The organism is Pseudomonas flexibilis, assembly GCF_000802425.1.
Classification (GTDB): Bacteria; Pseudomonadota; Gammaproteobacteria; order Pseudomonadales; family Pseudomonadaceae; genus Serpens; species Serpens flexibilis.
On record NZ_JRUD01000033.1, the window covers coordinates 1 to 26,339 of the forward strand.

The following is a 26,339-nucleotide window of genomic DNA, read 5'->3' on the forward strand; positions in this document are numbered from 1 at the left end:
AACAAGCTGGGCTCAATGAACGACCTTGCGCCACCTCCACGACCGGTTGGTGTTGCCAGCGTAGCCGGCTGTACATGCCGGCCATCTCGGCCATGCAGCACAACCCCGCCATCAAGGCCCTGGCGGAGCGCCTGAGGAGCCGTGGCAAGCGCGGCAAACAGATCGTCTGCGCGGCGATGCGCAAGCTGCTGCACATCGCCTATGGAGTACTCAAATCCGGCCAGCCCTTCGACCCAAAACTGGCGCTTGCGCGGTAGGGAGCAAGACGGTATCTACCCAAGCCCCGCAGCACGTAGGGTGGTCAACCGCTCAAAGCTCGAACTCGCTCTGCAGCGCCGCGCGCACGCAGTGCAGCACGCCGACCGGCACACGCCCCTTGAACTGTTCGGCGATCTCGCCCACCGGCGGCAGTTCGCCTTCGCCGTCGAGGAAGGCGTCCTGCACTTCCATCATCAGTTCCTCGGGCAGGTCCAGGGCCTGGTCCAGCGACAGCTGCTGGTTGCCGATGGCTTCGGCGAGCAGGCTGTAGACGTTCTTTTCGGTGCAGTTGAGCTGGCTGGCGATCTGCGCCGGGGTCATGCCGGCGCGGGCCAGGCTGATCAGCTCGTGGCGCAGGTCGGTGACCACCCGCGGCGCCTCGCCCTGGGCGCCGCCGCCGAGCACTTCGAGGAACGCCTCGCCGTAGCGCTCCAGTTTGCGCGCACCAACGCCGCTGACCCGCCCCATCTCGGCCAGGGTGCGCGGCTGGCTGCGCAGCATTTCCAGCAGGGTGGCGTCCGGGAAGATGACGTAGGGCGGCACGCCGTGCTCCTCGGCCAGCTTGCGGCGCAGGGTACGCAGGGCCTCCCAGGTATTGCGCTCCTCGGCGCGCACCAATTGGCTGGCCGGGCTCGGCCCGCCGCTCTGCCGGGGCGGCTTGCCGATCAGCTCGCGGCGCAGTTCCAGGGTCACCTCGCCGCGCAGCAACGGGCGGCACTTGTCGGTCAGGCGTAGGCCGCCGAAGGCGTCCAGGTCCACGTCGGCCAGGCCGCGCGCCACCAGTTGGCGGAACAGCGTGCGCCAGTCGCCTTCCGACAGCGCCTTGCCGACGCCGTACACCGTCAGGTGCTGATGGCCGAACTGGCGGATCTTGTCGTTGTCGCGCCCGAGCAGGATGTCGACCAGATGGCCGACGCCGTAGCGCTGGCCGCTGCGGTAGATGGTCGACAGGGCCTGACGCGCCGGTTCGGTCACGTCCCAGGTCTGCACGCCGTCCACGCAGTTGTCGCAATGCCCGCAGGGCTGCGGCAGGTCCTCGTCGAAGTAGGCCAGCAGCGCCTGGCGGCGGCAGCGGGTTTCCTCGCACAGCGCCAGCATGGCCTCCAGCTTGTGCTGCTCGACACGCTTGTGCTGCTCGTCGCCCTCGGAGTTGCTGAGCATCTGCTTGAGGAAGATCACGTCCTGCAGGCCGTAGGCCATCCAGGCGTCCGCCGGCAGGCCGTCGCGGCCGGCGCGGCCGGTTTCCTGGTAGTAGGCCTCCAGGCTCTTGGGCAGGTCCAGGTGCGCCACGAAGCGCACGTTGGGCTTGTCGATGCCCATGCCGAAGGCGATGGTCGCCACCATGATCAACCCCTCCTCGTTGAGGAAGCGCTTCTGGTGGTGGGCGCGCAGGTCGCTGGGCAGGCCGGCGTGGTACGGCAGGGCCGGGAAGCCCTGCTCGGTGAGGAAGGCCGCCGTCTCGTCGACCTTCTTGCGCGACAGGCAGTAGACGATGCCCGCGTCGCCCCGGCGCTCGGCCAGAAAGCCGAGCAACTGCTTGCGCGGCTGGTCCTTGGGCACGATGCGGTAGAAGATGTTGGGGCGGTCGAAGCTGGACAGGAAACGCTCGGCGTTCTCCAGCTTCAGGCGCTGGACGATCTCCTCGCGGGTGCGCTTGTCCGCCGTGGCGGTCAGGGCGATGCGCGGCACCTCGGGGAACAGCTCGTCCAACTGGCCCAGCTGCAGGTACTCCGGGCGGAAGTCGTGCCCCCACTGGGACACGCAGTGCGCCTCGTCGATGGCGAACAGGGCGATCGGCAGGCGCTGCAGGAAGGCCAGCATGCGCGGCTGCACCAGCCGCTCCGGCGCCAGGTACAACGCCTTGATCTCGTGGCGGCGCAGGCGGTCGGCGATCTCGCGCTGCTCGTCGGCGCTCAGGGTGGAGTTGAGCGCCACGGCCGCCACGCCCAGCTCGTTGAGGGTGGCCACCTGGTCGTCCATCAGCGCGATCAGCGGCGAGACCACCACCGCCACGCCCTCGCGCAGCAACGCCGGCACCTGGTAGCAGAGCGATTTGCCGCCGCCGGTGGGCATCAGCACCAGGGCGTCGCCACCGCCGGCCACCTGCTCGATGATGGCGGCCTGATTGCCACGGAAGGCGTCGTAACCGAATACGTCTTTGAGGATGCGTTGGGCTTGGTCGAGCATGCCGGTCTCCGAAACAGGCCGCGAAGTATACGCGAGCCGTCGCCGGGCGGTGCGCCGGCCGCGACGGATCGGCTCAGCCAGCCGCTGTCGGTAGCCCTGGCCTGCCCACTGGACTAGAATTCGACGCTATCCATCCGCCAAGGTAGTGCCCGTATGTCGTTCGCCGAACAGTTGACCCGTCTGCAAGACTTTCTTGATGCCGATGACCTGCATGAGGAAGCGCTGGACTACGTGGCCGCCCATGGCTATCTGACGGCGCTCTGCGTCAGCCCCGAGGCGGTGCCCGAGCGCGAGTGGATCGACGCGCTGTTCGCCGAGCCGCCGCACTACCGCGACGAGGCCCAGCGCCAGGACATCGAGGGCGGTCTGGCGCAGCTGAAGGCGCGCATCGCCCAGCAACTGGCCAGCGACGAGGACATGGAGCTGCCCTGCGACCTGGACCTGGGCGAGGAGCCGGACCTGTCCGACCTGCGCGGCTGGTGCATCGGTTTCATGGAAGGCGTGTTCCTGCGCGAAGCCGCCTGGTTCGAGAACGCCGAGGATGAAGTCAGCGAGCTGCTGTTGCCGATCATGGTCGGCTCCGGCCTGTTCGAGGAGCAGCCCGAGTTCGACGAGATCGCCGCCGACCGCGAGCTGGTCGACAGCATGATCGAGCAGATCCCGGAAGTGCTCACCGCGCTGTACCTGCTGTTCCAGGCCCCGGAAGAGAAGCCCTCGCTGCTCAAGCCGCGCCACTGAGGCCATGCGCGAGCCCCACCAATTGCCGCGTGCGCTGCCGCTCTGGCTGCGCTACACGCTGCTGTCGGTGGGCTGGCTGAGCGTCGTTCTCGGCGTGATCGGCATCTTCCTGCCGGTGCTGCCCACCACACCCTTCCTCCTGCTGGCCGCCGCCTGCTTCGCGCGCAGTTCGCCGCGCTTCTACGCCTGGCTGGTCGGCCACCCGCGCCTCGGCCCGTGGATTCGCGACTACCTGGAAGGCCAGGGCATCCCGCTCAAGGGCAAGGTCTACACCCTGCTGCTGATGTGGACGAGCATCGGCTTCGCTTGCTGGCTGGTGCCGCTGTTCTGGGCGCGCGTCGGCATGCTGACCAGTGCCACGCTGGTGAGCATCTACATCCTGCGGCAGAAGACGCTGGTGGTCAGGCGGTAGCGAAGGGGCCGGCAGGCGCTCGTACAGGCCATACCCAAGAGCTCGCGAATGAATTCGCTCCTACAGGCCGGTGCGGGCCTTGGCTTTGCTGATGGCTTCACGAGAGCGCGGGTTGGCGCTGCGCACGAGGCGCGAGCGCCGACGGTCGGACTGCCCATTGCCTCGTCCCTGAGGCCAGCCCTCGAGCCGGCGCCCGAGCTCCATGCCCAGCGCCAACCCGCGATCGGGGAGCGTTGCACTCCCCTCCCTCGATTTAGAAACTCACATCCATGCGGGCCCAGAGGCTGCGGCCCGGCTCGTTGATGCGTTCACTGGCGGACATGCCGACACCGGCATTGCCGGCCTGGTTGAGGTGCTCGCTGTAGGCCTTGTCCAGCAGGTTGTCGACGCCGGCGCTGAGCTTGAAGTTCTTGCTCACGCGGTAGGCCGCGTTGAGCGACAGAACGCCGAAGCCGGTGCTGTCGTCGAAGTCCTTGCTGGTGACGTTGCCCTGGTTTTCGGCGACGCGCGTCTGCGCCGCCACCACGCGCCACAGGCCGGCCGCGCTCCAGCTGCCGCGCTCGTAGCCGAGACCGAAGCGCGCCTCCAGTGGCGGAATCTGCGGCATGGCGCGCTCGTCGCTGGTGTTCTCGCCCCAGGCGTAGGCCAGGCTGGCATCGGCCTTCCAGTTGTCGGTCAGCTGGTAGCTGCCGCCGAGCTCGGCGCCGGCGATGCGGGCGTCGATGTTGGTGGCGATCGAACGCGTCATGCCAGGCATCATGCCGGGTACATAGTTGAACATGATGTAGTCGTTCACCTGTCCGACATAGGCCGACGCCCAGGCTTCCAACGGACCCTTGGCATACTGGATGCCAACGTCCAGCTGGGTGGTCTTCTCCGGCTCGACCGTCTCGAACGCCTGGATGCTGCCCACCGGACCGGGGCTGGCCGAGAACAGCTCCCAGTAATCCGGGAAGCGCTGACTGTGGCCCAGACCGAAGTAGGCGGTGGCCGGCAGGCTCGCCAGGCCATGCTCGTAACGCAGGAACCCGCTGTACAGCGTGTCGCGCCGCGTCTCGCCGGCACTGGGGTTGGCCCAGTTCATGCTGATCGGCTTACCGGTAACCGGATCAGTGGCCGTTGGGTGGTGGCTGTTGAACATCAGGCGCTCATCGGTAGCCTGTGCCCGGTCGATGCGCACACCACTGATCAGCTTCTGCCGTTCGCTCAGCTCCCGAGTCAGCTCGCCGAACAGCCCGTACTGGCTGAATTCGGCGTCCTTGGTCCAGCCGAATTCGTCGTAGTCGGTATAGACCTGGGTCATCATGTTGAAGGTCGACGCGCGCTTGCGATGCTCGTTGGTCTGCGCGTCCACACCGGCCACCAGTTCGTAGGCGTTCCACTGCCAGGTGCCGGCCAGACGCCCGCCCAGGGTGCGACGGTCGACGTTAGTGGCCGCCGGGTTGCGCATCATCGCCATGGCGGCGGCCGGGTCCGGATCGCGCAGCGTGTAGTTGTCCATCACATGGTCGGCGTAGTTGTAATAAACCCGCGCCTCGACCTTCTGCAGCACCTCGCCGAGGTTCTCCTGCGCCACGCGCAGCGCCAGGCTCTGCCGCTCGAACTGGGTGCCGTCCATGCCGCGCCCGGCGTAGGCGGCTTCGCCGTCGCCGGTGCCGACGGTCAGTTCGACCAGGGTGTCGGCGGTGGGTGTCCAGCCGAGCACCAGGTCGCTGCTCCACTTCTCCCACTGGGAATGCACGTCATCGCCGTTGCCGTCCTGGTAGTCGTTGGAGGTGGAGTGGTTGGCCAGCAGGCGCAGGTAGCCCTGACTGCTGCCGGTGGCGGCATCGATGGCGCTGTCGAAGCGCCCTTCCGAGCCGGCCAGCAGGCTGGCGTCGACACGCCCGCCCAGCTCGGTGAAGTTCTCCGGCTCGCGCTCGAAGAGGATGGTCGCCGCCGAGGCGCCCGGCCCCCAGAGCACGGTCTGCGGGCCCTTGATCACCGTGAGGCTGTCGAAGTTCTGCGGGGTGATGTAGGAGCTCGGCGAGTCCATGCGGCTCGGGCAAGCGCCAAGCATCACGCCGCCGTTGCTCAGCAGGTTCAGGCGCGAGCCGAACATGCCGCGGAACACCGGGTCGGCGTTGGAGCCGCCGCCACGTAGGGCGGAGAAGCCGGGAATGGTCTGCAGGTAGTCGCCGGCGTCGCTGGCCGGCACCGGCTGGCGCGGGATCTTCGGATCGGTGACCACGGTCACGCTGGCGACCGGTGCCACGCCGGTGATGACGGTGGGCGCCAGCTCGTGCTGGGAATGGTCGGCGGCCAGGGCGCCGCCGCTCAGTCCGGCCAGCAAAGCGGCGTGGGCCAGCTTCCAGCGCATGCGGTGCACATTGAAGGTAAACGCGGTGCGCACGCGCGCAGAGGCCGCGTAACGGATGTTACGAGTCATAAAAGGGGTCTCTCACAGAGGATTCGGACAAGCCGCCGGTGCGGCTCGACTGCTCGATCAGCTGTGCAGGACGGGAGGTGCGCGCGGGTGGCCGCTGCTGCGGCGCGGCGCCGCCGGCTGGGGGGCATCCGGCAGCGGCAGCGCGAAGGTGGGCCGGTGCTCGGGCAGCACCAGTTGCAGGGACAGGCTAAGCGGCGGATTGAGGGTCAGCAGCTCGCAATAGCCGCACATTTCCAGCGCGGCCAGCCAGGCCGGTTCGCCGGGCGTCGAACGGTGATGCATGCCATGGCCGCCAGCCTGCTCGGAAGCGGCGTGGCTGGCGTGCTGGGCGTGCTGGGCGTGCTGGGCGTGCTGGGCGTGCTGGGCGTGCGAGTCGACCCCATGGCCGGCATGCATGGCAACCGCAAGGGTCGGCGGCTGCGGAGCGGCGCTCTGCAGGGCCTGCAGGGCCGAGAACAACGGGCCGACGTGAATCATCAGCATGGCGAACAGGCCAAGCCAGATTCCGACGTTCGTTGTGTGCTGCCTGCTTCTCACGGATAGGCCTGTACTCGGGGCTTTGCGAGGATGGTTACAACGCGTGGCAAGGTTGACCAGTGCGACACAGCGCCGCAAGCGGCTCGCTGGACTGGCGGTTTTGCGCAATTAAATTGCGCTTTGTAATTGTGTTCTGGATGAAAACATCAATTTTCAAACAATGCTTGCATCGACTGCTACGCAAGCACTAGCTTTGCGCACATTCCGCTTCCGATGATTCCCGTCCGCGCCGCGCAGGCCGGCCGCCGATGCAGAGAAAAGCCATGACCATGCTCAAAGATCCTTCGCAGAAATACCGCCCGTTCCCGCAGATCAACCTCCCCGACCGTACCTGGCCGAGCAAGGTGATCGACCGTGCACCGATCTGGCTGAGCTCCGACCTGCGCGACGGCAACCAGTCGCTGATCGAGCCGATGGACGCCAAGAAGAAGATGCGCTTCTTCAAGACCCTGGTCGCCGTGGGCCTGAAGGAGATCGAAGTGGGCTTCCCGTCCGCCTCGCAGACCGATTTCGACTTCGTGCGTGAGCTGATCGAAGGCGGCCACATTCCGGACGACGTGACCATCCAGGTACTCACCCAGGCCCGTCAGGACCTGATCGAGCGCACCTTCGAATCGCTCAAGGGCGCCAAGCAGGCCATCGTCCACTACTACAACGCCACCGCACCCAGCTTCCGCAAGATCGTCTTCAAGCAGGACAAGGCCGGCGTCAAGCAGATCGCCATCGAAGCGGGCCGAATCATCAAGGGCCTGGCCGACGCCAACCCGGAGACCGACTGGCGCTTCGAGTACTCGCCGGAAGTGTTCAGCTCCACCGAGACCGAGTTCGCGGTGGAGGTGTGCAACGCGGTGATTGAGGTGTTCCAGCCGACCCCGACCAAGAAGCTGATCCTCAACCTGCCGGCTACCATCGAGGCGGCGACCCCGAACATCTACGCCGACCAGATCGAATTCTTCTGCCGCCATATCGACAAGCGCGACAGCGTGCTGGTCAGCCTGCATACCCACAACGACCGCGGCACCGGCGTGGCCGCCACCGAGCTGGGCCTGATGGCCGGCGCCGACCGCGTGGAAGGCTGCCTGTTCGGCAACGGCGAGCGCACCGGCAACGTCGACCTGGTGACTGTGGCGCTGAACATGTACACCCAGGGCGTCGATCCGCAACTGGACTTCTCCGACATCGACGCCGTGCGCAAGGTGGTCGAGGAATGCAACCAGCTGCCGGTGCATCCGCGCCATCCCTATGTGGGCGACCTGGTGCACACCGCCTTCTCCGGCTCCCACCAGGACGCCATTCGCAAGGGCTTCGCCCAGCAGAAGGCCGATGCGGTATGGGAAGTGCCGTACCTGCCGATCGACCCGGCCGACATCGGCCGTGACTACGAGGCGGTGATCCGCGTGAACAGCCAGTCCGGCAAGGGTGGCATCACCTATCTCCTGGAACAGGAGTACGGCATCAGCCTGCCCCGCCGCATGCAGATCGAGTTCAGCCAGGTGGTGCAAAAGGAAATGGATCGCCTGGGCCTGGAAATGACCGCCCAGCAGATCCACGAGCTGCTCGAACAGGAATACCTCAAGGCCGCCGCCCCCTACAGCCTGAAGAACCATCGCCTGCAGGAAGAGAACGGCATCAGCCAGGTGGAAGTGGAAGTCGGCGAAGCCAGTGGCGCCACCCACCGCTGGATCGGTACCGGCAACGGCCCGCTGGAAGCGCTGGTCGCCGCCCTGCCGGTGCGCCTTGAGGTGATGGACTACAGCGAGCACGCCATCGGCGCCGGCAGCCAGGCCAAGGCCGCCGCCTACATCGAGGTGCGCCTGCCGGGCGGCCGTCCGCTGCACGGCATGGGTGTCGACGGCAACCTGACCACCGCCAGCCTGCGCGCCCTGTTCAGCGCCCTGAACCGTGCACTGGCGCAGGCGGAAGGCAAGTAACCCTCCGCCAAGGGTAGTCAACGCGATGCGTTGACTACCCTACGCCGCACGGTGCCCCCCCTTACACCTGCAACAACCGCTGCCTTAGCGCCTGGATCTCGTCACGTACCTGTGCCGCCGCTTCGAACTCCAGGTCGCGGGCCAGTTGCATCATCTTCTCCTCCAGCTGGCGGATGCGCTTGTTGATCTCGCTCGGCGAGCGCAGGCCGGCGTCGTAGCGGGCCTCTTCCTCGGCAGCCTTGAGCGCCTTGCGCTTGCCGCTGCGCGCGCCGGGGACCACGGCGCCTTCGAGGATGTCGCGGATGTCCTTCTTGATGCCCTGCGGGACGATGCCGTGCGCCTCGTTGAAGGCCAGCTGCTTGTTGCGCCGCCGCTCGGTTTCGTCGATGGCGCGCTGCATGGAGCCGGTGATGTTGTCGGCATAGAGGATCGCCTTGCCGTGCAGGTTGCGCGCGGCGCGGCCGATGGTCTGGATCAGCGAGCGCTCGGAACGCAGGAAGCCTTCCTTGTCGGCGTCGAGGATCGCCACCAGCGACACCTCGGGCATGTCCAGGCCCTCGCGCAGCAGGTTGATGCCCACCAGCACGTCGAAGGCGCCGGTACGCAGGTCGCGGATGATCTCCACCCGCTCGACGGTGTCGATGTCCGAGTGCAGGTAGCGCACCCGCACGTTGTGGTCGGCCAGGTAGTCGGTGAGGTCCTCGGCCATGCGCTTGGTCAGCGTGGTGACCAGCACGCGTTGGTCGACCGCCACGCGCTTGTTGATCTCCGACAGCAGGTCGTCCACCTGGGTGCTGGCCGGGCGCACTTCCACCTCCGGGTCGACCAGGCCGGTGGGACGCACCACCTGCTCGATGACCCGGCCGGCATGCTCGGCCTCGTAGGGCCCGGGCGTGGCGGAGACGAAGATGGTCTGCGGGCAGATGGCTTCCCACTCGTCGAAGCGCAGCGGGCGGTTGTCCAGCGCCGACGGCAGGCGGAAGCCGTACTCCACCAGGGTTTCCTTGCGCGAGCGGTCGCCCTTGTACATGGCGCCGACCTGCGGCACCGAGACGTGGGATTCGTCGATCACCAGCAGCGCATCGGCCGGCAGGTAGTCGAACAGCGTCGGCGGCGGCTCGCCCGGGCCGCGCCCGGACAGGTAGCGCGAGTAGTTCTCGATGCCGTTGCAGTAGCCCAGCTCCATGATCATTTCCAGGTCGAAGCGGGTGCGCTGCTCCAGGCGCTGCGCTTCCACCAGCTTGCCCTTGCCCTGCAGGTAGTCGAGACGATCCCTGAGCTCCACCTTGATGTGCTCGACAGCCTCCAGCAGCGTCTCGCGCGGCGTGGCGTAGTGGGTCTTGGGGAAGAAGGTGAAGCGCGGCAGCTTGCGGATCACCTCGCCGGTCAGCGGGTCGAAGGCGGCGATGCTCTCCACCTCATCGTCGAACAGCTCGATGCGCACCGCCTCCAGCTCGGATTCCGCCGGGAAGATGTCCACCACGTCGCCGCGCACCCGGAAGGTGGCGCGGGCGAAGTCCATCTCGTTGCGCGTGTACTGCAGCTCGGTGAGTCGGCGCAGCAGCTCGCGCTGGTCCAGGCGGTCGCCGCGGTCCACGTGCAGCACCATCTTCAGGTAGGTTTCCGGACTGCCCAGGCCGTAGATGCAGGACACGGTGGTGACGATGATGGCGTCGCGCCGCTGGATCAGCGCCTTGGTGGCCGACAGGCGCATCTGCTCGATGTGGTCATTGATCGAGGCGTCCTTCTCGATGTAGGTGTCGGAGGACGGCACATAGGCTTCCGGCTGGTAGTAGTCGTAATAGGAAACGAAGTACTCCACCGCGTTATGCGGGAAGAACGCCTTGAACTCGCCGTACAGCTGCGCGGCCAGGGTCTTGTTCGGCGCCAGCACCATGGTCGGACGCTGCACCTGGGCGATGACGTTGGCGATGCTGAAGGTCTTGCCCGAACCGGTCACGCCGAGCAGGGTCTGATGGGACAACCCGGCCTCCAGGCCCTCGACCATCCGGCGGATGGCCTCCGGCTGGTCGCCGGCGGGCGTGTAGCGGGTTTCCAGGGTGAACAGGGACTCGGACATGGGCACCTCGAATGACGCGCCAGCCGGCAGGCCGTCGGTCTTCGACGATGCGGCAAAAGCGCCTGCGGGATATCGCGGCTGGGAAAAATTGTGGCCATAATACCGCCCCGTTTGCGCAGCACCCTAGCGCCTCCGGCCCAGGGCGATTGCATGGCCCCCACCCTCCTTCTTCGAGCTCCGTCACCATGAGTTTGTTCTCCGCAGTAGAAATGGCACCGCGCGACCCCATCCTGGGCCTCAACGAAGCGTTCAATGCCGATACCCGCACCACCAAGATCAACCTGGGCGTGGGGGTGTACTACAACGAAGAAGGCCGAATTCCGCTGCTCAAGGCCGTTGCCGAAGCCGAAAAAGCCCGCCTGGCCGCCAGCGCGCCGCGTGGCTACCTGCCGATCGAAGGCCTGGCCAGCTATGACAGCGCCGTGCAAAAGCTGCTGTTCGGCGCCGACTCCGCCCTGCTGGCCGACGGCCGCGTGGTGACCACCCAGTCGCTGGGCGGCACCGGCGCGCTGAAGACCGGCGCCGACTTCCTCAAGCGCCTGCTGCCCGACGCCACCGTGGCGATCAGCAACCCGAGCTGGGAAAACCACCGCGCGCTGTTCGAATCCGCCGGCTTCCCGGTGCAGAACTACCGCTACTACGACGCCGCCACCCAGGGCGTGGACCGCGCCGGCATGCTGGCCGACCTGAAGGCCCTGCCGGCCCGCTCGATCATCGTGCTGCACGCCTGCTGCCACAACCCGACCGGCGTGGACCTGACTCTGGCCGACTGGAAGGCCGTGCTGGAGGTACTGCGCGAGCGCGAGCACGTGCCCTTCCTGGACATCGCCTATCAGGGCTTCGGCGACGGCATCGACCAGGACGCCGAAGCGGTGCGCCTGTTCGCCGACTCCGGCCTGCAGTTCTTCGTCTCCAGCTCCTTCTCCAAGTCGTTCTCCCTGTACGGTGAGCGTGTCGGCGCGCTGTCCATCGTCACCGGCTCGAAGGAAGAAGCCACGCGCGTGCTGTCGCAGGTCAAGCGCGTGATCCGCACCAACTACTCCAACCCGCCGACCCACGGCGCCACCGTGGTCGGCAACGTGCTGAACAGCCCCGAGCTGCGCGCCCTCTGGGAAGCCGAGCTGACCGAGATGCGCGAGCGCATCCGCGCCATGCGCCAGGCCATGGTGCAGGGCCTGGCCGACAGCGGCCGCGACTTCGGCTTCGTCGCCCAGCAGCGCGGCATGTTCTCCTATTCGGGCCTCTCGCCCGAGCAGGTGGAGCGCCTGAAGACCGAGTTCGGCATCTACGCCGTCGGCACCGGCCGCATCTGCGTGGCCGCCCTCAACCAGGGCAACATCGGCCGCGTCGTACAAGCCATCAAGGCCGTGATCTAACGGTGCATTGCGGCTAAAGCCCCTCCCACCACAACGAGGCATTGCCCTCGCCCCTGTAGGAGGGGCTTCAGCCGCGAGCTTCTGGCTGCGGCCGGCGCCAAAACCCTTGTAGGGTGGAAAACATTGTTCTTGTCCACCAAGGCGACCCAAGGTCGCCCGGACGAGCTTTGGCGTCGCCTCCTGGCGGATAGAAAAACGCTGACCGCCCTACGGGTGGATTTTCACTTTTCTTGATTTAATGCAATGCGTTCGCATTTGCATCGGATTAGCGTATACGCACACTTCCCATCCGAGGCTCCACCATGAACGCAATCGCCCGCACCCTCGTCTTCACCCTCGCCACCTGCCTGTCCGCCGGCGCGCTGGCCAGCGAACGCATGGCCCATGCCAAGGGCCTGCCCGCCGATACGCTGGCCGAGGCGGTGAACAATCTGGTCAGCCACAACCAGAAGCTGGAAGCGCTGATCGCCCAGCCAATGACGTCGCAACAACTGGACGAAGTTCACCTGCTCAGCTACACGCTGGAGAATGCCCTGCGCCGGATCGACCAGGACCTCAAGCAGATCGCCGAGAACCTGGAAGCCGTGCACATCGCCTCGGAACGCAACGACCCCGCCACCGTGCAGCGCCAGGGCCGCGCCTATCTGGACGGCGTGCGCCCGCTGGCGCGCTGAGCGCGCCGCAGCAGCGGTTCCAGCAACCGGCACATGTTGCGCCAGTGCGAGCCCTTCCAGTACACCCGCCGGCAGTGCACGCAGTACCAGAACGCCGTGTAGCGGCGCCGCACCCCGGGTGGCAGGCGGTGACGACGAAATCGCCCAGCTGGCGGCGGAGCAGGAGCGGATCGTGCTCACCCGTGATCGTGAGGGCGCTGACCATGGCACGCCCGCTTGCTAGGGTATCTCCCAATGACCGCAGCCAGCGCTGCTGCACCGCCGCCTCAGGACGAATGACACCATGCTCCATGACGAAACCCGCCCGCGTTTCTGGCGCGATGACCGACTGCCCTTCATCGAGGCGCGCTCGGTAGGCGATGGCCGCCAGGTCTGCTATGCCGCCCATGCCCATGCGTGCTTCTCGATTGGCGCCATCACCGCCGGGGGTTGTCATTACCGCAATGGCGACGTCCGGATGCGGATCGGCGCCGGCAGCCTGGTGCTGATGAACCCCCAGGTGGTGCATGCCTGCAATCCCATCGCCGGGCAACCCTGGGCCTATCTGATGCTGTACGTGGAGGCCGCCTGGCTGGGCGAACGGCAACGCGCGCTGGGGCTGTGCGAAGACGGCACCTTCCAGCCGCTGGCGGCCATCCACCTGGACGATCCGGCGCTCTATGACGCACTCCTCCAGCTCCACGCCCGCCTGCTGGATGCTCAGGTTTCCGCGCAGGCCAAGGCGGCGGCTACCGAGGCATTCTTCACGCGCCTGCTATTGACGCAGGCTACCTGTCCGGCGATCGAGCGGTCGGGGCAATGCGAGCAAGCCGCTGCGCTCATCGCGACGCAGGGCACTTCGGCATTGAGCCTGGACACCCTCTGCACGGCTGCCGGCCTGTCCCCCTCCCAGCTGATCCGGGATTTCCGCCGGCACTACGGCCTGACTCCGCATGCCTACCTGATCAACCGGCGCGTCCAGCACGGCCAGCACTTGCTACGCCAAGGCCTGAGCCTGGCCGATGCGGCACTGAGCGCCGGCTTTGCCGATCAGGCGCATTTTCAGCGGGCCTTCAAGAAACATCTGGCGGCAACCCCCGGTCAGTACCGCGCCGCTCAATCCATCAACAAGTAGCCGGCGCTGACCACCAGCAAAAGCGCCAACAGTCGATTGAAGCGCCGCATGCGCTCCGGCTGCCGCAGGTGACGTCCCAGACGACTGCCGGCCCAGGCCCAACTGGCAACGGACAGGTAACAGATCAGGAAGTACAACAGCGTGAAGGCCCAGATCCGGCCCACGCCCCCCTCCGTTGCGAACAGCCCCATGCTGGCCAGCGAGGCCAGCCAGGCCTTGGGGTTGAGCCACTGCATCAGCGCTCCCGCCCAGAAGCCCGGCCGCCGGCCCTCCGCCTCCGGGGACAGCACGCCATCATCCGCCGCCAGCTGCCAGGCCATGTACAGGAAGAAGGCCACCCCGGCGAAGCGGATGAACACCAACAACACCGGCAGGCGCTCCAGCATTGTGTGCAGCCCCAGGCCGATCAGCAGCAACAGCACGGCAAATCCGACGCTTGCGCCGCTGACGTGCCACAAACTGGGCCGCCACCCGAAGCGTGCGCCACTGCCCAGCGCGACCAGATTAACCGGTCCGGGAGTGATCGACGCCGCCAGGGCAAAGGCGGCCATGGACAAGTACAGTTCCACCACGTGCGTCCTCTTGGTTGCGATAGACGGCGCAGGTTAAGGACCGCACCGTGGTGGGTCTTGAACAAAATTGTCAGGCGGGGCTTGTTCTTGGCCCGGCTGATCTGCCAGTTTCAGCCGTCGCCGCCCAGGAGCCCGCCATGTACGTCCCCGCACATTTTGCCGAGCAGCGGCTCGATGAACTCCATGACCTGATCCGCCAGTACCCGCTGGGCATCCTTGTGACACATGGCGCGGCCGGGCTGGATGCCAATCACCTGCCCTTCGAGTTGCTGGTCGAAGCCGACCGGCCCGACCGTCTGCTGGCCCACGTGGCGCGCGCCAATCCCATTTGGCAGGAGGTTGCCGATGGCGCCGAGGTGCTGGTGATCTTCCGGGCGGAGGACGCCTATATCTCGCCCAACTGGTATCCGAGCAAACAGGAAACCCACCGGCTGGTGCCGACCTGGAATTACCGCGTGGTGCATGCCCACGGCCGTCTGCGCATCCGCGACGACGCCCGTTTCGTGCGCGGCGTGGTGGCCCGCCTGACTCGCACCCATGAGGCGCGCCTGGAGCAGGAAAAGCCCTGGAAGATGACCGATTCCAGCCCGGCCTACATCGACCAGATGCTGGCCGCCATCGTCGGACTGGAAATCGAGATCGTCCGGCTGGAAGGCAAGGCCAAGCTCAGCCAGAACCGTGAGTCCCGTGATCTCAAGGGTGCCGCCGAGCAGCTCCGTCAGCACGGCCAGGAGGCGTTGGCCACCCGGATGCTGAACACCTTGGGCGAGTGACCGTTACCCCTCACGCGAACTAGGCACCCTGCTCCGCTTCCTTTACCATCCGCGCCGTTCCCGCTCTGCCTGCGGCCGTCTCTGGCTGCGCCAACTGCTTTCAGGTACCTCATGAAACTCACCCGGCTCCGCGCCGATGTACTGGCCGGACTGACCACCTCGTTCGCCCTGGTGCCCGAGTGCATCGCCTTCGCCCTGGTGGCCCAGCTCAATCCGCTGATGGGCCTGTATGGCGCCTTCATCATATGCACGATCACCGCACTGTTCGGCGGTCGGCCGGGCATGGTGTCCGGGGCGGCCGGCTCGATGGCGGTGGTGATCATCGCCCTGGTGGTCGAGCATGGCGCCCAGTATCTGCTGGCCACGGTATTGCTGAGCGGACTGCTGATGGTGCTGTTCGGCGTGCTGCGGCTCGGCAAGCTGATCCGCATGGTGCCGCACCCGGTGATGCTCGGCTTCGTGAACGGCCTGGCGATCGTCATTGCGCTGGCGCAGCTCGAACACCTGAAGGTGGATGGCCAGTGGATGAGCGGCCCGAGCCTGTACTGGATGCTGGGGCTGATCGCGGCCACCATGCTGATCGTCTATCTGCTGCCGCGCCTGACCCGCGCCATTCCCTCGGCCCTGGCGGCGATCCTCGGCCTGGGCGCGGCGACCTGGTTCTTCGCCTTGCCGACCCATACCCTCGGCGACATGGCGCCGATGGCCGGGGGCCTGCCGAGCATTGCCCTGCCCGACGTCCCATGGACCCTGGACACGCTGCGCATCATCGCGCCGTATGCCGTGCTGATGGGACTGGTCGGCCTGCTGGAAACCCTGCTGACCCTCAACCTCACCGACGAGATCACCCAGAGTCGCGGGCATACCAACCGCGAATGCGTGGCGCTGGGCGCGGCGAACCTCACCTCAGGGCTGTGCGGCGGCATGGGCGGTTGCGCAATGATCGGCCAGACCATGATCAACCTGGGCTCCGGCGGGCGCGGGCGCCTGTCGGGCGTGGTGGCCGGGGTGATGATCCTGCTGTATGTGCTGTTCCTGTCGCCGCTGATCGAGCAGATCCCGCTGGCGGCGCTGGTGGGCGTGATGTTCGTGGTGGCGCAGCAGACCTTCGCCTGGGCCTCGCTGCGGGTGATGAACCGCGTGCCGCGCAACGATGCGCTGGTGATCGTCGCGGTGACCCTCATCACGGTGTTCACCGACCTGGCGATGGCGGTGCTGTGCGGCATCATCATCGCCGCGCTGAACTTCGCCTGGCAGCAGGGGCGCGAGCTGTACGCGGACAGCCACGACCAGGCCGACGGCAGCCGACTCTACCTGCCCCACGGCACGCTGTTCTTCGCTTCGACGACCCGCTTCCTGGAGCTGTTCGACCCGACCAATGATCCGCAGCAGGTCACCCTGGACTGCAAGCACCTGTCGTTCGTCGACTATTCGGCGATCGAGGCGCTCAAGGTGCTGCGCGACCGCTATGCACGGACCGGCAAGCAGCTGCGGGTGGTGCACCTGTCGGAGCGCTGCAAGCAGCTGCTGCGCCGCGCCGGACAGGCCTGAGGGCCATCACGGGCCACCTGGCGGCGGCCAGAAAACGCTGGCCGCCCTTCGTTCGTGCCGGCCTCGTAGGGTGGACAACGTTTTCCTTGTCCACCATGGGGCCCCCGCCGGACTAACGGCGGCCAGGAAAGCGGAGGTGGCGTTAACCTCAGCCCGCCAGGCGCTTGGCCAGGCGTTCCTGCAGAACCTTCAGATCGGCTTCGTCACCCTTCTGCGCCGCATGCACGCCCAGGCCCTGACCTTCGTAGCGGGGCACGATGTGGAAGTGGATGTGGAACACCGTCTGCCCGGCCGGGGCGCCGTTGAACTGAGCAATCTGGATGCCGGCCGGCTCCAGCTCCTCGGCCACCGCGCGCGCCACCTTCTGGGTGGCCAGGGCCAGCCTGCCCAGGCTGTCCGCGTCGATGTCCAGCAGGTTGCGCGCCGCCGCCTGCTTCGGAATGACCAGCGCGTGGCCACGGGACTGCGGGAACAGGTCGAGGAACGCCAGCACATACTCGTCCTCGTACAGCTTGTAGCAGGGGGCTTCGCCGCGAATGATCTTGGCGAAGATGTTCTGGGCGTCGTAGTCGCCGTGCAGGCTCATCGGGCTCTCCTTGAGCGGTTGTCAGTGGCGGAAAGATACCGGCTTGCGCGCGCTCAGGCACGCACCACAACGTTGGCACCGCCCGGACTTTTTGCGTTAATCGTCCCTTTCCCATTGCCAGGAGTACGGCATGAGCAATACCCGACAGCCACAGCATCCCGTCGATGCCAGCTTCCCCGGCCGCTGGTCGCCCCGCGCCTTCACCGGCCAGGCGCTTTGCCGGGAGCAGCTGAGCGCGCTGTTCGAAGCGGCGCGCTGGGCACCGTCGGCGATGAACGTGCAGCCGTGGCGCTTCTGCTATGCACTCAAGGGCACGCCGCTGTTCGAGCGCTTCGTGGATCTGCTGGCCGAGGGCAACCAGGTCTGGGCGAAGCACGCCGGCGCGCTGGTGGCGCTGCTGTCCACCACCACCTATGTGGGCGGCGACGGCACCGAAAAGCCCTTCGCCAGCCATGCCTTCGACGCCGGCGCCGCCTGGATGAGCCTGGCGCTGCAGGCCCGGTCCATGGGGCTGGTCACCCATGCCATGGGCGGCTTCGACAACGTGCGCGCGCGGGATTACCTGCGAGTGCCGGACAACCTGGCGATCAACGCCTTCATTGCCATCGGCTACCAGGGTGACGCGGCGCAGCTGCCGGAAGCGCTGCAGGCCCGCGAGAAGGCCAGCGATCGCCATCCCCAGGAGCAGTGGACCTTCGAAGGTCCGCTGGGCTGAACCATGGACCTGCTGTTTCTCGGCACCTCCTCCGGCACGCCGACCCGGGCGCGCAATGTCAGCGGGCTCGGGCTGCTGGAGGGGAATGGCAAGGGCTGGTACCTGATCGATTGCGGCGAGGCCACCCAACACCAGGTGCTGCGCACGCCGCTGTCGCTGTCGGCGCTGCGCGCCATCTTCATCACTCACGTGCACGGCGATCACTGCTTCGGCCTGCCCGGGCTGCTGGCCAGCGCGGCGCTGCAGGGTCGCCAGGCGCCGCTGGAGATCATCGCGCCGCAGGGCATCGAGGACTGGCTGCTCGCCACGCTCGCCATGAGCCAGACGCATCTGCCCTACCCGCTGGTCTTCCACGCGGTCGAAACCTTGCAGGAATGGCGCACGCCGCAAATGCGCGTGCGCCGCACCGCACTGTCCCACCGTAGCCCCAGCTTCGCCTATCGGTTCGAGGAGGCACGGCCGGATACGACACTGGATATCGCGCGCCTGGAGCGCGAAGCGATTCCCCGGGGTCCGTTGTGGGGCCAGCTGGCGCGGGGCTTCGACGCCGAGCACGAGGGACGCCGATTGCGCAGCGAGGACTACCTGCTGCCCGGCCGGCCGCCACGCGTCATCGTGGTCGGCGGCGACAACGACACGCCCGCCCTGCTGGCGGACGCCTGCCGAGGCGCCCAGGTGCTGGTGCACGAGGCAACCTTCACCGAGGCCGCCGTCAACGACGCGCGCGGCAGTTTCGGTCACAGCACCGCCGCGGCGGTGGCCGCGTTTGCGCAGGAGGCCGGATTGCCGAACCTGGTGCTCACCCACTTCAGTGCCCGCTATCAGCAGGCGCCTGGGCGCGGCGCCTGCATCGACGAGCTGCACGACGAAGCCAAGGCGCGCTATCCGGGAACCCTGTTCCTGGCTGACGACTTCCTGCGCCTGCACCTGAGCAAGGAGGGCGCGCTGCAGCGGGTCGAGCGCTAGCGCGGGCAGGCCGTTCAGGGCTTGATGGGCGTGATCTTGGTGCCCTCGATACTGAGACCCGCCATCAGCCCCTGCTGGTCGAAGATGAAGGCATAGGCATCATCCTTCAGGGTCGAGGTCGACAGGTTCCTGGCCACGCCCTCATCGACCACGACCACGGTCGGCCCCACGCCGATTTCCCAGCCCTTGGTCTGACGCAGGTAATCCACGGCCTTGTCGGTCATCAGGAACAGTGCATAGCCGTATGACTGCGCACCGACCTGCAATCCCCAGGAGCCACCCACGGAGTTGTAGTAGCCAGCGGCTTTCGAGTCTCGGAACAGCACGCCTTCGCCGTAACTGCCGCCGAACACCAGGCCGGCCTTGACGATCTTCGGGAAGACCAGAACAGCCGCGGCATTGCGCGAAATGGTTTCGGCAAAGGGCTGGGTCCGATAAAGCGCCTTCAGCGCCAGCTGCGCTTCGGCGGTCAACTCCTCGGCAGTTGCGGCACTTGCGGGATTGAACAGGCTCGCAAAGACCAACAAGGCGGTCGCGAGCATCAGCGAGGGAAAGCTTTTCAAGAATCTGGCCATGTCATGCGCCTCCAGCATCGACAGCAACGAGAGGGTCAGTCCCCGGTCACCGTAGCCTGAGCCTAGCCAAACCCTTGAAGCCATTCCGTTGCCCCGCTGGCCGCCTGACCAGTGGGCACGAGGCGCATGGCGGCTCAATATCTATTTGAAGCGCTTCACCGCTTCCAACCAACTCGGATCGAGACGACTCTGCTCGATATCCAGCCCCTGCGCTTCCATGGCCTCGCGGTGCTGGTCGATCTCGCGCACCATCTGGCTGAGCTCGGTGAGGTTGCCGTCGAGCTGGAACATCTGGGTCGCACCCAGGTGGTAGAAGCGCAGCAGCTTCATCGCCGCCGGATCTCCGGTCTCCACACCGGCCTTGACCTGGTGCATCTGGTTGGTGACGCGCATCAGGCTGCGCTTGAGCCGCCAGCCATACACCGCCGGCGCCATCCAGGGCGTCGACCAGAGCTTGAGGCGCACAATGGCCACGGTCGCTGCCAGGCCGGTCAGCACACCCAGCAGGTTCCAGCGGAAGTTGTCGCCGCCCGGCTCGCCGAACAGTTTCACAGCGACGGTGGCCGAGGTCAGCGCCAGCAGCACGAAGATGGCCAGGATGGCCAGGGTGATGGTGCGGGTTTCCTTGCGGTAACGCTCCGGGCTCATGGGCTGGATTTCAAACATGCGAGACGACTCCCGTACTGCAGTAATGAAAAGGGCCAGCGATGCCGGCCCCCATGAATCACAGGAAACACTGAATCAGGCGATGGCCGCCAGCAGTTTCTCCCACTCCTTGTTCTCCTTCTTCGACACGCCACCCAGCAGTTCGATGGCCTGGCGCAGGCGGAAGCGAGTCAGGTCCGGACCGAGGATTTCCATGGCGTCGAGCACCGATACCGAGCTGGCCTGGCCGGTGATGGCCGGGAACATCAGCGGCATCAGGTCGCGCAGCTTGAGGCCCATGGACTCGGCCACCGCCTGGATCACCGCGGTGATGCCGTCCTTGCTCCACTGGCGCAGGGCTTCGAGCTTCCATAGCACCAGCTGCATGGCCTGGCGCACCTGCTCGGGCGACAGTTTCTTGTGCTCGAACAGCGACGCGTCCAGGTTCAGCCCGCCGGAGAAGAAGAACGCGGCCAGCGGCGCGATCTGGCTGAAGGTTTCCACCCGGCCCTGCACATGCGGGGCGATCTTCATCAGGTAGTCGGGGTGGAACGCCCACTTCTGTACTTCCTCGGCGAAGCGCTCCACCGGCAGCTCGCGCAGCCATTGACCGTTCAGCCAGGAGAGCTTCTCCAGGTCGAAGATCGGCCCGCCCAGCGACACGCGGGTGATGTCGAAGTGGGCGATCATTTCGTCGAGGGTGAACTTCTCGCGCTCGTCCGGCATCGACCAGCCCATGCGGCCCAGGTAGTTGAGCATCGCCTGGGGCAGGAAGCCCATGCGCTGGTAGAAGGTGATCGAAGTCGGGTTCTTGCGCTTGGAGAGCTTGCTCTTGTCCGGGTTGCGCAGCAGCGGCATATAGCAGTTCACCGGTGCTTCCCAGCCGAAGTACTCGTACAGCTTGAGCAGCTTGGGCGCGGACGGCAGCCATTCCTCGCCGCGCAGCACGTGGGTGATGCCCATCAGGTGATCATCCACCACGTTGGCCAGGAAGTAGGTGGGCAGGCCATCGGCCTTCATCAGCACCTGCATGTCGATGCGGTCCCAGCCGATCTCCACTTCGCCGCGCAGCATGTCCTTGACCACGCAGACGCCTTCGCTCGGCACCTTCATGCGCACTACGTGCGACTCGCCGGCGGCGACGCGACGCTGCGCCTCCTCGGGCGCGATGTGCATGCAATGACCGTCGTAGCGCGGGGTTTCCTTGCTGGCCATCTGCTCGGCGCGCACCGCATCCAGGCGCTCGGCGGAGCAGAAGCACGGGAAGGCGTGGCCCTTGGCGACCAGCTCGTCCGAGTATTGCTTGTAGATCGCGCCCCGCTCGCTCTGCCGGTACGGACCGTGCGGACCGCCGACATCCGGGCCCTCGTCCCACTCGATGCCCAGCCAGCGCAGTGCGTCATAGATCTGCTGCTCGGATTCGCGGGTCGAGCGCACCTGGTCGGTGTCCTCGATACGCAGAATGAACTGACCGCCGTGCTGACGGGCAAAGCAGAGGTTGAACAGGGCGATGTAGGCAGTGCCGACGTGCGGATCGCCGGTGGGCGACGGCGCAATGCGGGTACGAACGGTGGTCATGGCGACTCTCGAAAGGGGGGAACATCGGGGCGGGATGTTAGCAGGCGGGGCGGCGCGGGCTCCAGCGGGAAGGCGTTCAGGACGCCGGCTGGTCAAGCCACGCCGGCTCTCGGAAAATTACTGACGACTACGCAGCATATGACGAACAAGGGCTATGAATATCCCCAGCATGCCGCCCAGCACCAGCCCAACAGCCAGAATCAGTGCTTTCTTTGGCTTGATAGGCGTTTCTGGTACCAACGCTGGACTATCCAAGGTAAAAACTGCGACGTTTTCGGGAGAAACATCCACCCCTTTCAGGAACTCCAGTCGTTCCTGCAAAGAACGCAACTCTGGGATGAAAGGGTCATCCGAGGCACGACTTTCCAGGACAGCCAATTCTGCACGGATTGCCTTCGCCCCCCTTAAATATAAGGGACTTCCATCGGTGATAGAGGAATTCTGGGTTGTGGAGAAGGTCTGCCACATGGTGCCCTGAGCGTTTTCCAGCCCCACCGAATCAGCGATTCGCAAGGCCTCTTTAAGGGCAGCAATCCTATCTTCACGCCGCTGCCTGGCTGTGTGACGCAACGCCTCAATTTGGCGCTCCACCGCCTGGGCTTTGGTAAAGATCTCTCCAGCAACGTTCCTCTGCATTGCCTCTTCGGTCATTTCTGAAGCTTGCGCAACGAGATAGTTGACCCATTCAGCCGCCAAAGCGGGGGCTGTGGATGTTAGGTACACTTCCCAATACTCAGGTCGTTGCTTATTGGGGGACCTGATCGCTAGTTGCTCGTTCAGTTTTTTCCAAAGCTGATCCTGCGCGTACATCTCCGCATTATCGACTGACGGAAGATATACTTCATGGAAGAATCTTCTTCGAAGAGTTTCTGAAGCCAAGCTGCGAGTAAAAATGTCATAAACATCTTGAGCAGAAAATGGCTTTAGGCCCTTCTCTTCATCACGCCCAAGATTATAACCAGAGATATCCGAAATATTTGGCGGAAGCAGAATTGCCCTGGCTTCATATGTAGGCTGAGTTAAAAAGGCATAGATTGCTGCACAACCAAATACCAGCACAGTACATACAGCAATAAGAATTTTTTCTGCCCAAAGCCCCTTAACCAACTCAGCCAGATCGATCTCATCATCGTTACGATAAGACTGTACAGGCGAACTATGGTCTTGCATCTAGATTTCCCTAAGGATAAAAGGCGTAATCCTGCCACGACTTCGGCATTCTGCCAAATCAATCACGTTCAAAAAAACCAGCAAGGCTCATGGAGATGATCGCCCTGCTGGACGCAAACACCTGACAACCAACCCGGCCAACAGCGGTCCGACAATCACGCCGGCCAGGAAGGCCAGAATCAGCAGTGTGGCGATGGGTAACGCAGGGCTTTGCCAGCCGAGTAACAGCACGGACACCGGCTGCAGGTTGTCGAGTACGAACAACACAACCAAAAGGGCAACGAGGATCAGTAACGCCGCAAGCAGCGCTCGCTTGGCGAGCCTCATGCTCCGTCTTCCAGCGTTTCGGCGTCCTCGTTGACGCGGTCGCGAAGTTCCTTGCCGGGCTTGAAATGCGGCACGAACTTGCCGTCGAGGTTGACCGACTGACCGGTCTTGGGGTTGCGGCCTACGCGGGGCTCGCGGTAGTGCAATGAGAAGCTGCCGAAGCCGCGGATCTCGATCCGCTCGCCGGTCGCCAGGGCTTCCGACATCTGTTCCAGCATGCTCTTGATGGCCAGCTCGACGTCTTTCGACGACAGCTGCCCCTGGTGCGTGACAATCCGTTCGATCAACTCCGACTTGGTCATGGTTTTCCCTTCTTTTTCAAGCGGCTAGACCAACATTGCCGTTGGGTTTTAGCACGCTGCGCAGAATTTGAACAGCCCGCGCGCCGAGAAGGGGGTAGCCGGTAAGAAAAGCGTGAAAAATCAGTCGATTTGCCGCCGGAAAGGCGGCAACGCATTGAGGATCGCCTTGCCGTAGCGCTGGGTCACCACGCGGCGGTCCAGCAGGCTGATCACGCCGCTGTCCTGCTCGGTGCGCAGCAGCCGGCCGCAGGCCTGCACGAGCTTGAGCGCGGCATCGGGCACGGCAATCTCCATGAACGGATTGCCGCCGCGTGCTTCGATCCATTCGGCCAGCGCCGCCTCAACCGGGTCGTCCGGCACTGCGAAGGGGATCTTGGCAATCACCACGTGTTCGCAATAGGCGCCCGGCAGATCGACGCCCTCTGAGAAGCTGGCCAGGCCGAACAGCACGCTAGGCTCGCCATCATCGACCCGCGCCTTGTGTTTGTTGAGGGTTTCCTGCTTGGACAGGTTGCCCTGGATCAGCACACGCCTGCGCCAGTCGCGCTCGACGCCGTCGAACACCTCCTGCATCTGCTTGCGCGAGGAAAACAGCACCAGCGCGCCGCGCGCGCCCTCCAGCAGGCCCGGCAGCTCGCGCACGATGGCCGCCGTATGAGCGGCGCTGTCACGCGGATCGGCCTTCAGGTCGGGAACACGCAGCACGCCCGCCTCGGCATGTTTGAACGGGCTGGGCACCACCGCCGTGACCGCTGCGCGCGGCAGGCCGGCGCGCATGCGGAACCGGTCGAAACTGTTCAGCGCGGTCAGGGTCGCCGAGGTTACCAGCGCACCATGGGCGACGTTCCACAGGTTGCGCCGCAGGGTATCGGCGGCCAGGATCGGGCTGGCATTCACCTCGATGTCATGGTTCTCGGCCAGGGTCAGCCAGCGCGCCATCGGCGGGCTGTCCTCGGGATCCTCGCCGGTGAAGGCGGTCCACAGTTCCCAGTTGGACTGGGCGCGGCTGAGCAGGCTGCCGAACAGCGGATACCACTCCTCGGCCTGGTGACTGGCCAGACCGGCGCCGGCATCGCCGTCCATGGCCTCCTTGAGCAGTTCGCTCAGGCGCGTGAAGACATCGGTCAGCCGTGAGAAGCCTTTCTTCAGTTCGATGCCCAGCTCATGCAGGTGCTCGGGCACCACGCCGCCCGGGAAACGATGCCGGGGACGCTCACGCCCCTCCACGTCCTCGCCGGTCTGAAATTCCGCCACCTGCTCACAGGCGGCGAACATGAACTGCTGCTGGCTGCGCAGCTCGCGCGCCAGCTCCGGCACGCCTTCGATCAGGCGACCCAACTCGCCGGGCAACGGATGCTGGGCCAGCAGCTTGGTGAGGTTCTTCTCCACCTGGCCGAGCCAGTCGGCGGTGGAGCGCAGGCGGCTGAAATGGGCGAAGTGGCCGATAGCCTTGTCCGGCAGGTGGTGGCCCTCGTCGAACACATAAAGGGTTTCACGCGGATCGGGCAACACCGCGCCGCCGCCGAGGGCCAGGTCGGCGAGCACCATGTCGTGGTTGGTGACGATCACGTCCACCTTGGTCATGCCTTCGCGGGCGCGGTAGAAGCTGCACTGCTGGAAGTTCGGGCAGTGCCGCCCGGTGCACTGGCTGTGATCGGTGGTCAATTGCGACCAGACGGCATCCTCCAGCTCCTGGGGCCAGCTGTCGCGGTCGCCGTCCCAGCGGTTGCCGGCCAGCTTCTCGATCATCTGCGTGTAGAGCTTCTGGCTGGCCTCGTCGATGTCGAGGCGGAAACCCTCCTCCTCGAACAACTGGGCCGTGGCGCTCTGCGCCTGACCTTCCTGCATGAGCAGGTCCAGCCGTGACAGGCACAGGTAGCGGCCGCGCCCCTTGGCCAGGGCGAAGCTGAAATTCAGGCCGCTGTTGCGGATCAGATCCGGCAGGTCCTTATGGACGATCTGCTCCTGCAACGCCACCGTGGCCGTGGCGATCACCAGCCGCTTGCCGGCGGCACGGGCCGCGGGGATGGCGGCCAGGCTGTAGGCCACCGTTTTGCCGGTGCCGGTGCCGGCCTCGATGGCTACCACCGCCGGCTCGCCGTCGCGGCGACCCTCGTCATCCGTCTTGATGGCGCCCAGCACCTTAGCCACCTCGGCGATCATCAGCCGTTGGCCGTAGCGGGCCTTGAGGCCCTTGCTGTCGAGAAAGCGGGAGTAGGCGCCCTGGATCTGGGACTTGAGTTCGCTGCTGAGCATCGCGCTGTATATATTTTCAGTACTTTTCGGGGTGGCTATGATACCCGCCCCCGGCCAAAGTCCCTACGCCCTGACAGCGGAGAATCACCCGATGCCCACCTTTACCCTGCTCTACGTGTTGCACCTGCTGGCCGCGCTGGCCTGGGTCGGCGGCATGTTCTTCGCCTGGATGATCCTGCGCCCGGCGGCCGTCGCCGTGCTGCAGCCGCCGGAGCGCCTGCGCCTGTGGCTCGACGTGTTCTTGCGCTTCTTCGCCTGGGTATGGGCGGCCGTGCTGGTGCTACCGATCAGCGGCCTGGCCATGATGCACCTGCGCTTTTCCGGTTTCGATGCGGCACCCGGCTACGTGCATGCGATGCTCGGGTTGTACCTGGCAATGCTGGCCCTCTTCCTGCGCGTCAGCCTGTTGCAGCTGCCGCAGCTGCGCAAGGCGGTGGAAGCGCAGGACTGGCCGACCGGCGGCGCGGTGCTCGGCCGCATCCGCCGCCTGGTGGGCATCAATCTGACGATCGGGCTACTGGTCACGGCGATCGCCGGAGCCCGGTTGTTCTAAGAGGAGTGCACCGAACCTGTGGGAGATTCTATGTT

At 65.6% G+C, this 26,339-nt stretch carries 25 protein-coding genes and 1 pseudogene; 12 read left to right on the forward strand and 14 right to left on the reverse strand.

Going from position 1 to position 26,339, the window contains the following annotated elements; all coding sequences use genetic code 11:
* A pseudogene (locus SF06_RS16920) lies at positions 1-257 on the forward strand (IS110 family transposase); the annotation flags it as partial.
* Positions 258-309: 52 nt separating this feature from the next.
* On the opposite strand, the gene recQ reads toward SF06_RS16920, so the two are convergent.
* On the reverse strand, positions 310-2,445 hold the full coding sequence (recQ, locus tag SF06_RS16925; RefSeq protein ID WP_039562771.1) for a DNA helicase RecQ: 2,136 nt from the start codon (positions 2,443-2,445) through the stop codon (positions 310-312).
* Positions 2,446-2,598: 153 nt separating this feature from the next.
* On the opposite strand from recQ, the gene SF06_RS16930 reads away from it, so the two are divergent.
* Positions 2,599-3,183 carry a UPF0149 family protein gene (locus tag SF06_RS16930; RefSeq protein WP_039562773.1) on the forward strand — a complete coding sequence of 195 codons (585 nt, stop codon included), beginning with the start codon at positions 2,599-2,601 and terminating at the stop codon, positions 3,181-3,183.
* A gap of 4 nt (positions 3,184-3,187) precedes the next feature.
* On the forward strand, positions 3,188-3,595 hold the full coding sequence (locus SF06_RS16935) for a YbaN family protein (RefSeq protein WP_039562774.1): 408 nt from the start codon (positions 3,188-3,190) through the stop codon (positions 3,593-3,595).
* Positions 3,596-3,848: 253 nt separating this feature from the next.
* Here the strand turns inward: SF06_RS16935 and SF06_RS16940 are convergent, their stop codons facing one another.
* Complete coding sequence (locus SF06_RS16940; protein WP_039562775.1) at positions 3,849-6,023, reverse strand: TonB-dependent copper receptor; 2,175 nt, start codon at positions 6,021-6,023, stop codon at positions 3,849-3,851.
* Between the two features lie 57 nt (positions 6,024-6,080).
* Positions 6,081-6,506, reverse strand: a complete 426-nt coding sequence (locus SF06_RS16945) for a DUF2946 family protein (RefSeq protein WP_052199863.1) — start codon at positions 6,504-6,506, stop codon at positions 6,081-6,083.
* A 317-nt stretch (positions 6,507-6,823) separates the two neighbouring features.
* On the opposite strand from SF06_RS16945, the gene leuA reads away from it, so the two are divergent.
* On the forward strand, positions 6,824-8,491 hold the full coding sequence (gene leuA / locus SF06_RS16950; RefSeq protein ID WP_039562778.1) for a 2-isopropylmalate synthase: 1,668 nt from the start codon (positions 6,824-6,826) through the stop codon (positions 8,489-8,491).
* Positions 8,492-8,552: 61 nt separating this feature from the next.
* Here the strand turns inward: leuA and uvrB are convergent, their stop codons facing one another.
* Positions 8,553-10,571, reverse strand: coding sequence for an excinuclease ABC subunit UvrB (uvrB, locus tag SF06_RS16955; protein ID WP_027589384.1), 2,019 nt, complete (start codon positions 10,569-10,571; stop codon positions 8,553-8,555).
* 185 nt (positions 10,572-10,756) lie between these two features.
* Between uvrB and SF06_RS16960 the strand changes: the two genes are divergently transcribed.
* Positions 10,757-11,947: an amino acid aminotransferase gene (locus SF06_RS16960; RefSeq protein ID WP_027589385.1), complete on the forward strand. Its 1,191-nt coding sequence runs from the start codon at positions 10,757-10,759 to the stop codon at positions 11,945-11,947.
* A gap of 302 nt (positions 11,948-12,249) precedes the next feature.
* Positions 12,250-12,621, forward strand: coding sequence for a DUF6746 family protein (locus SF06_RS16965; protein WP_027589386.1), 372 nt, complete (start codon positions 12,250-12,252; stop codon positions 12,619-12,621).
* Here the strand turns inward: SF06_RS16965 and SF06_RS18145 are convergent.
* Positions 12,588-12,746: a Mut7-C RNAse domain-containing protein gene (locus SF06_RS18145; RefSeq protein WP_081993461.1), complete on the reverse strand. Its 159-nt coding sequence runs from the start codon at positions 12,744-12,746 to the stop codon at positions 12,588-12,590. The two genes, SF06_RS16965 and SF06_RS18145, sit on opposite strands and share 34 nt — an antisense overlap.
* Before the next feature lie 158 nt (positions 12,747-12,904).
* On the opposite strand from SF06_RS18145, the gene SF06_RS16970 reads away from it, so the two are divergent.
* Positions 12,905-13,735: an AraC family transcriptional regulator gene (locus SF06_RS16970; RefSeq protein ID WP_039562779.1), complete on the forward strand. Its 831-nt coding sequence runs from the start codon at positions 12,905-12,907 to the stop codon at positions 13,733-13,735.
* On the opposite strand, the gene SF06_RS16975 is transcribed toward SF06_RS16970, so the two are convergent.
* A complete protein-coding gene (locus tag SF06_RS16975; RefSeq protein ID WP_039562792.1) occupies positions 13,717-14,304 on the reverse strand; it encodes a LysE family translocator in 588 nt (195 codons plus the stop codon). The two genes, SF06_RS16970 and SF06_RS16975, sit on opposite strands and share 19 nt — an antisense overlap.
* A gap of 140 nt (positions 14,305-14,444) precedes the next feature.
* Here SF06_RS16975 and SF06_RS16980 point away from each other — a divergent pair, with 140 nt between their 5' ends.
* Positions 14,445-15,080 carry an FMN-binding negative transcriptional regulator gene (locus SF06_RS16980; protein ID WP_027589389.1) on the forward strand — a complete coding sequence of 212 codons (636 nt, stop codon included), beginning with the start codon at positions 14,445-14,447 and terminating at the stop codon, positions 15,078-15,080.
* A gap of 111 nt (positions 15,081-15,191) precedes the next feature.
* The gene (locus SF06_RS16985) at positions 15,192-16,631 is read left to right on the forward strand and encodes a SulP family inorganic anion transporter (protein WP_027589390.1); all 1,440 of its coding nucleotides are present in this window, start codon (positions 15,192-15,194) and stop codon (positions 16,629-16,631) included.
* A 148-nt stretch (positions 16,632-16,779) separates the two neighbouring features.
* On the opposite strand, the gene SF06_RS16990 is transcribed toward SF06_RS16985, so the two are convergent.
* Positions 16,780-17,217, reverse strand: coding sequence for an HIT family protein (locus SF06_RS16990; protein WP_039562780.1), 438 nt, complete (start codon positions 17,215-17,217; stop codon positions 16,780-16,782).
* A gap of 130 nt (positions 17,218-17,347) precedes the next feature.
* Here SF06_RS16990 and SF06_RS16995 point away from each other — a divergent pair, with 130 nt between their 5' ends.
* Positions 17,348-17,932, forward strand: a complete 585-nt coding sequence (locus SF06_RS16995) for a nitroreductase family protein (protein ID WP_039562781.1) — start codon at positions 17,348-17,350, stop codon at positions 17,930-17,932.
* Positions 17,933-17,935: 3 nt separating this feature from the next.
* Positions 17,936-18,898, forward strand: coding sequence for an MBL fold metallo-hydrolase (locus tag SF06_RS17000; RefSeq protein WP_039562783.1), 963 nt, complete (start codon positions 17,936-17,938; stop codon positions 18,896-18,898).
* 14 nt (positions 18,899-18,912) lie between these two features.
* Here the strand turns inward: SF06_RS17000 and SF06_RS17005 are convergent, their stop codons facing one another.
* The 7 genes from SF06_RS17005 to dinG all read right to left on the reverse strand — a co-directional run bounded on the left by SF06_RS17005 (position 18,913) and on the right by dinG (position 25,751).
* Complete coding sequence (locus tag SF06_RS17005; RefSeq protein ID WP_039562794.1) at positions 18,913-19,473, reverse strand: lipid-binding SYLF domain-containing protein; 561 nt, start codon at positions 19,471-19,473, stop codon at positions 18,913-18,915.
* A gap of 141 nt (positions 19,474-19,614) precedes the next feature.
* Entirely contained in the window at positions 19,615-20,139 is a 525-nt protein-coding gene (locus tag SF06_RS17010) for a DUF3087 domain-containing protein (RefSeq protein ID WP_039562784.1), read from the reverse strand.
* 75 nt (positions 20,140-20,214) lie between these two features.
* Positions 20,215-21,696, reverse strand: coding sequence for a glutamate--tRNA ligase (gene gltX, locus SF06_RS17015; RefSeq protein ID WP_039562786.1), 1,482 nt, complete (start codon positions 21,694-21,696; stop codon positions 20,215-20,217).
* 117 nt (positions 21,697-21,813) lie between these two features.
* Positions 21,814-22,866: an LPS O-antigen chain length determinant protein WzzB gene (locus SF06_RS17020; protein WP_039562787.1), complete on the reverse strand. Its 1,053-nt coding sequence runs from the start codon at positions 22,864-22,866 to the stop codon at positions 21,814-21,816.
* An 87-nt stretch (positions 22,867-22,953) separates the two neighbouring features.
* Positions 22,954-23,193 carry a lipopolysaccharide assembly protein LapA domain-containing protein gene (locus SF06_RS17025; RefSeq protein WP_039562788.1) on the reverse strand — a complete coding sequence of 80 codons (240 nt, stop codon included), beginning with the start codon at positions 23,191-23,193 and terminating at the stop codon, positions 22,954-22,956.
* The gene (gene ihfB / locus SF06_RS17030) at positions 23,190-23,495 is read right to left on the reverse strand and encodes an integration host factor subunit beta (protein ID WP_027589399.1); all 306 of its coding nucleotides are present in this window, start codon (positions 23,493-23,495) and stop codon (positions 23,190-23,192) included. The genes SF06_RS17025 and ihfB overlap by 4 nt, the downstream gene beginning before the upstream one ends.
* A gap of 120 nt (positions 23,496-23,615) precedes the next feature.
* Positions 23,616-25,751 (reverse strand): ATP-dependent DNA helicase DinG, encoded by a 2,136-nt coding sequence (gene dinG / locus SF06_RS17035; RefSeq protein ID WP_039562789.1) that lies wholly within the window; start codon positions 25,749-25,751, stop codon positions 23,616-23,618.
* A gap of 91 nt (positions 25,752-25,842) precedes the next feature.
* On the opposite strand from dinG, the gene SF06_RS17040 reads away from it, so the two are divergent.
* Positions 25,843-26,304 carry a CopD family protein gene (locus SF06_RS17040; protein WP_039562790.1) on the forward strand — a complete coding sequence of 154 codons (462 nt, stop codon included), beginning with the start codon at positions 25,843-25,845 and terminating at the stop codon, positions 26,302-26,304.
* Positions 26,305-26,339: the final 35 nt, after the last annotated feature.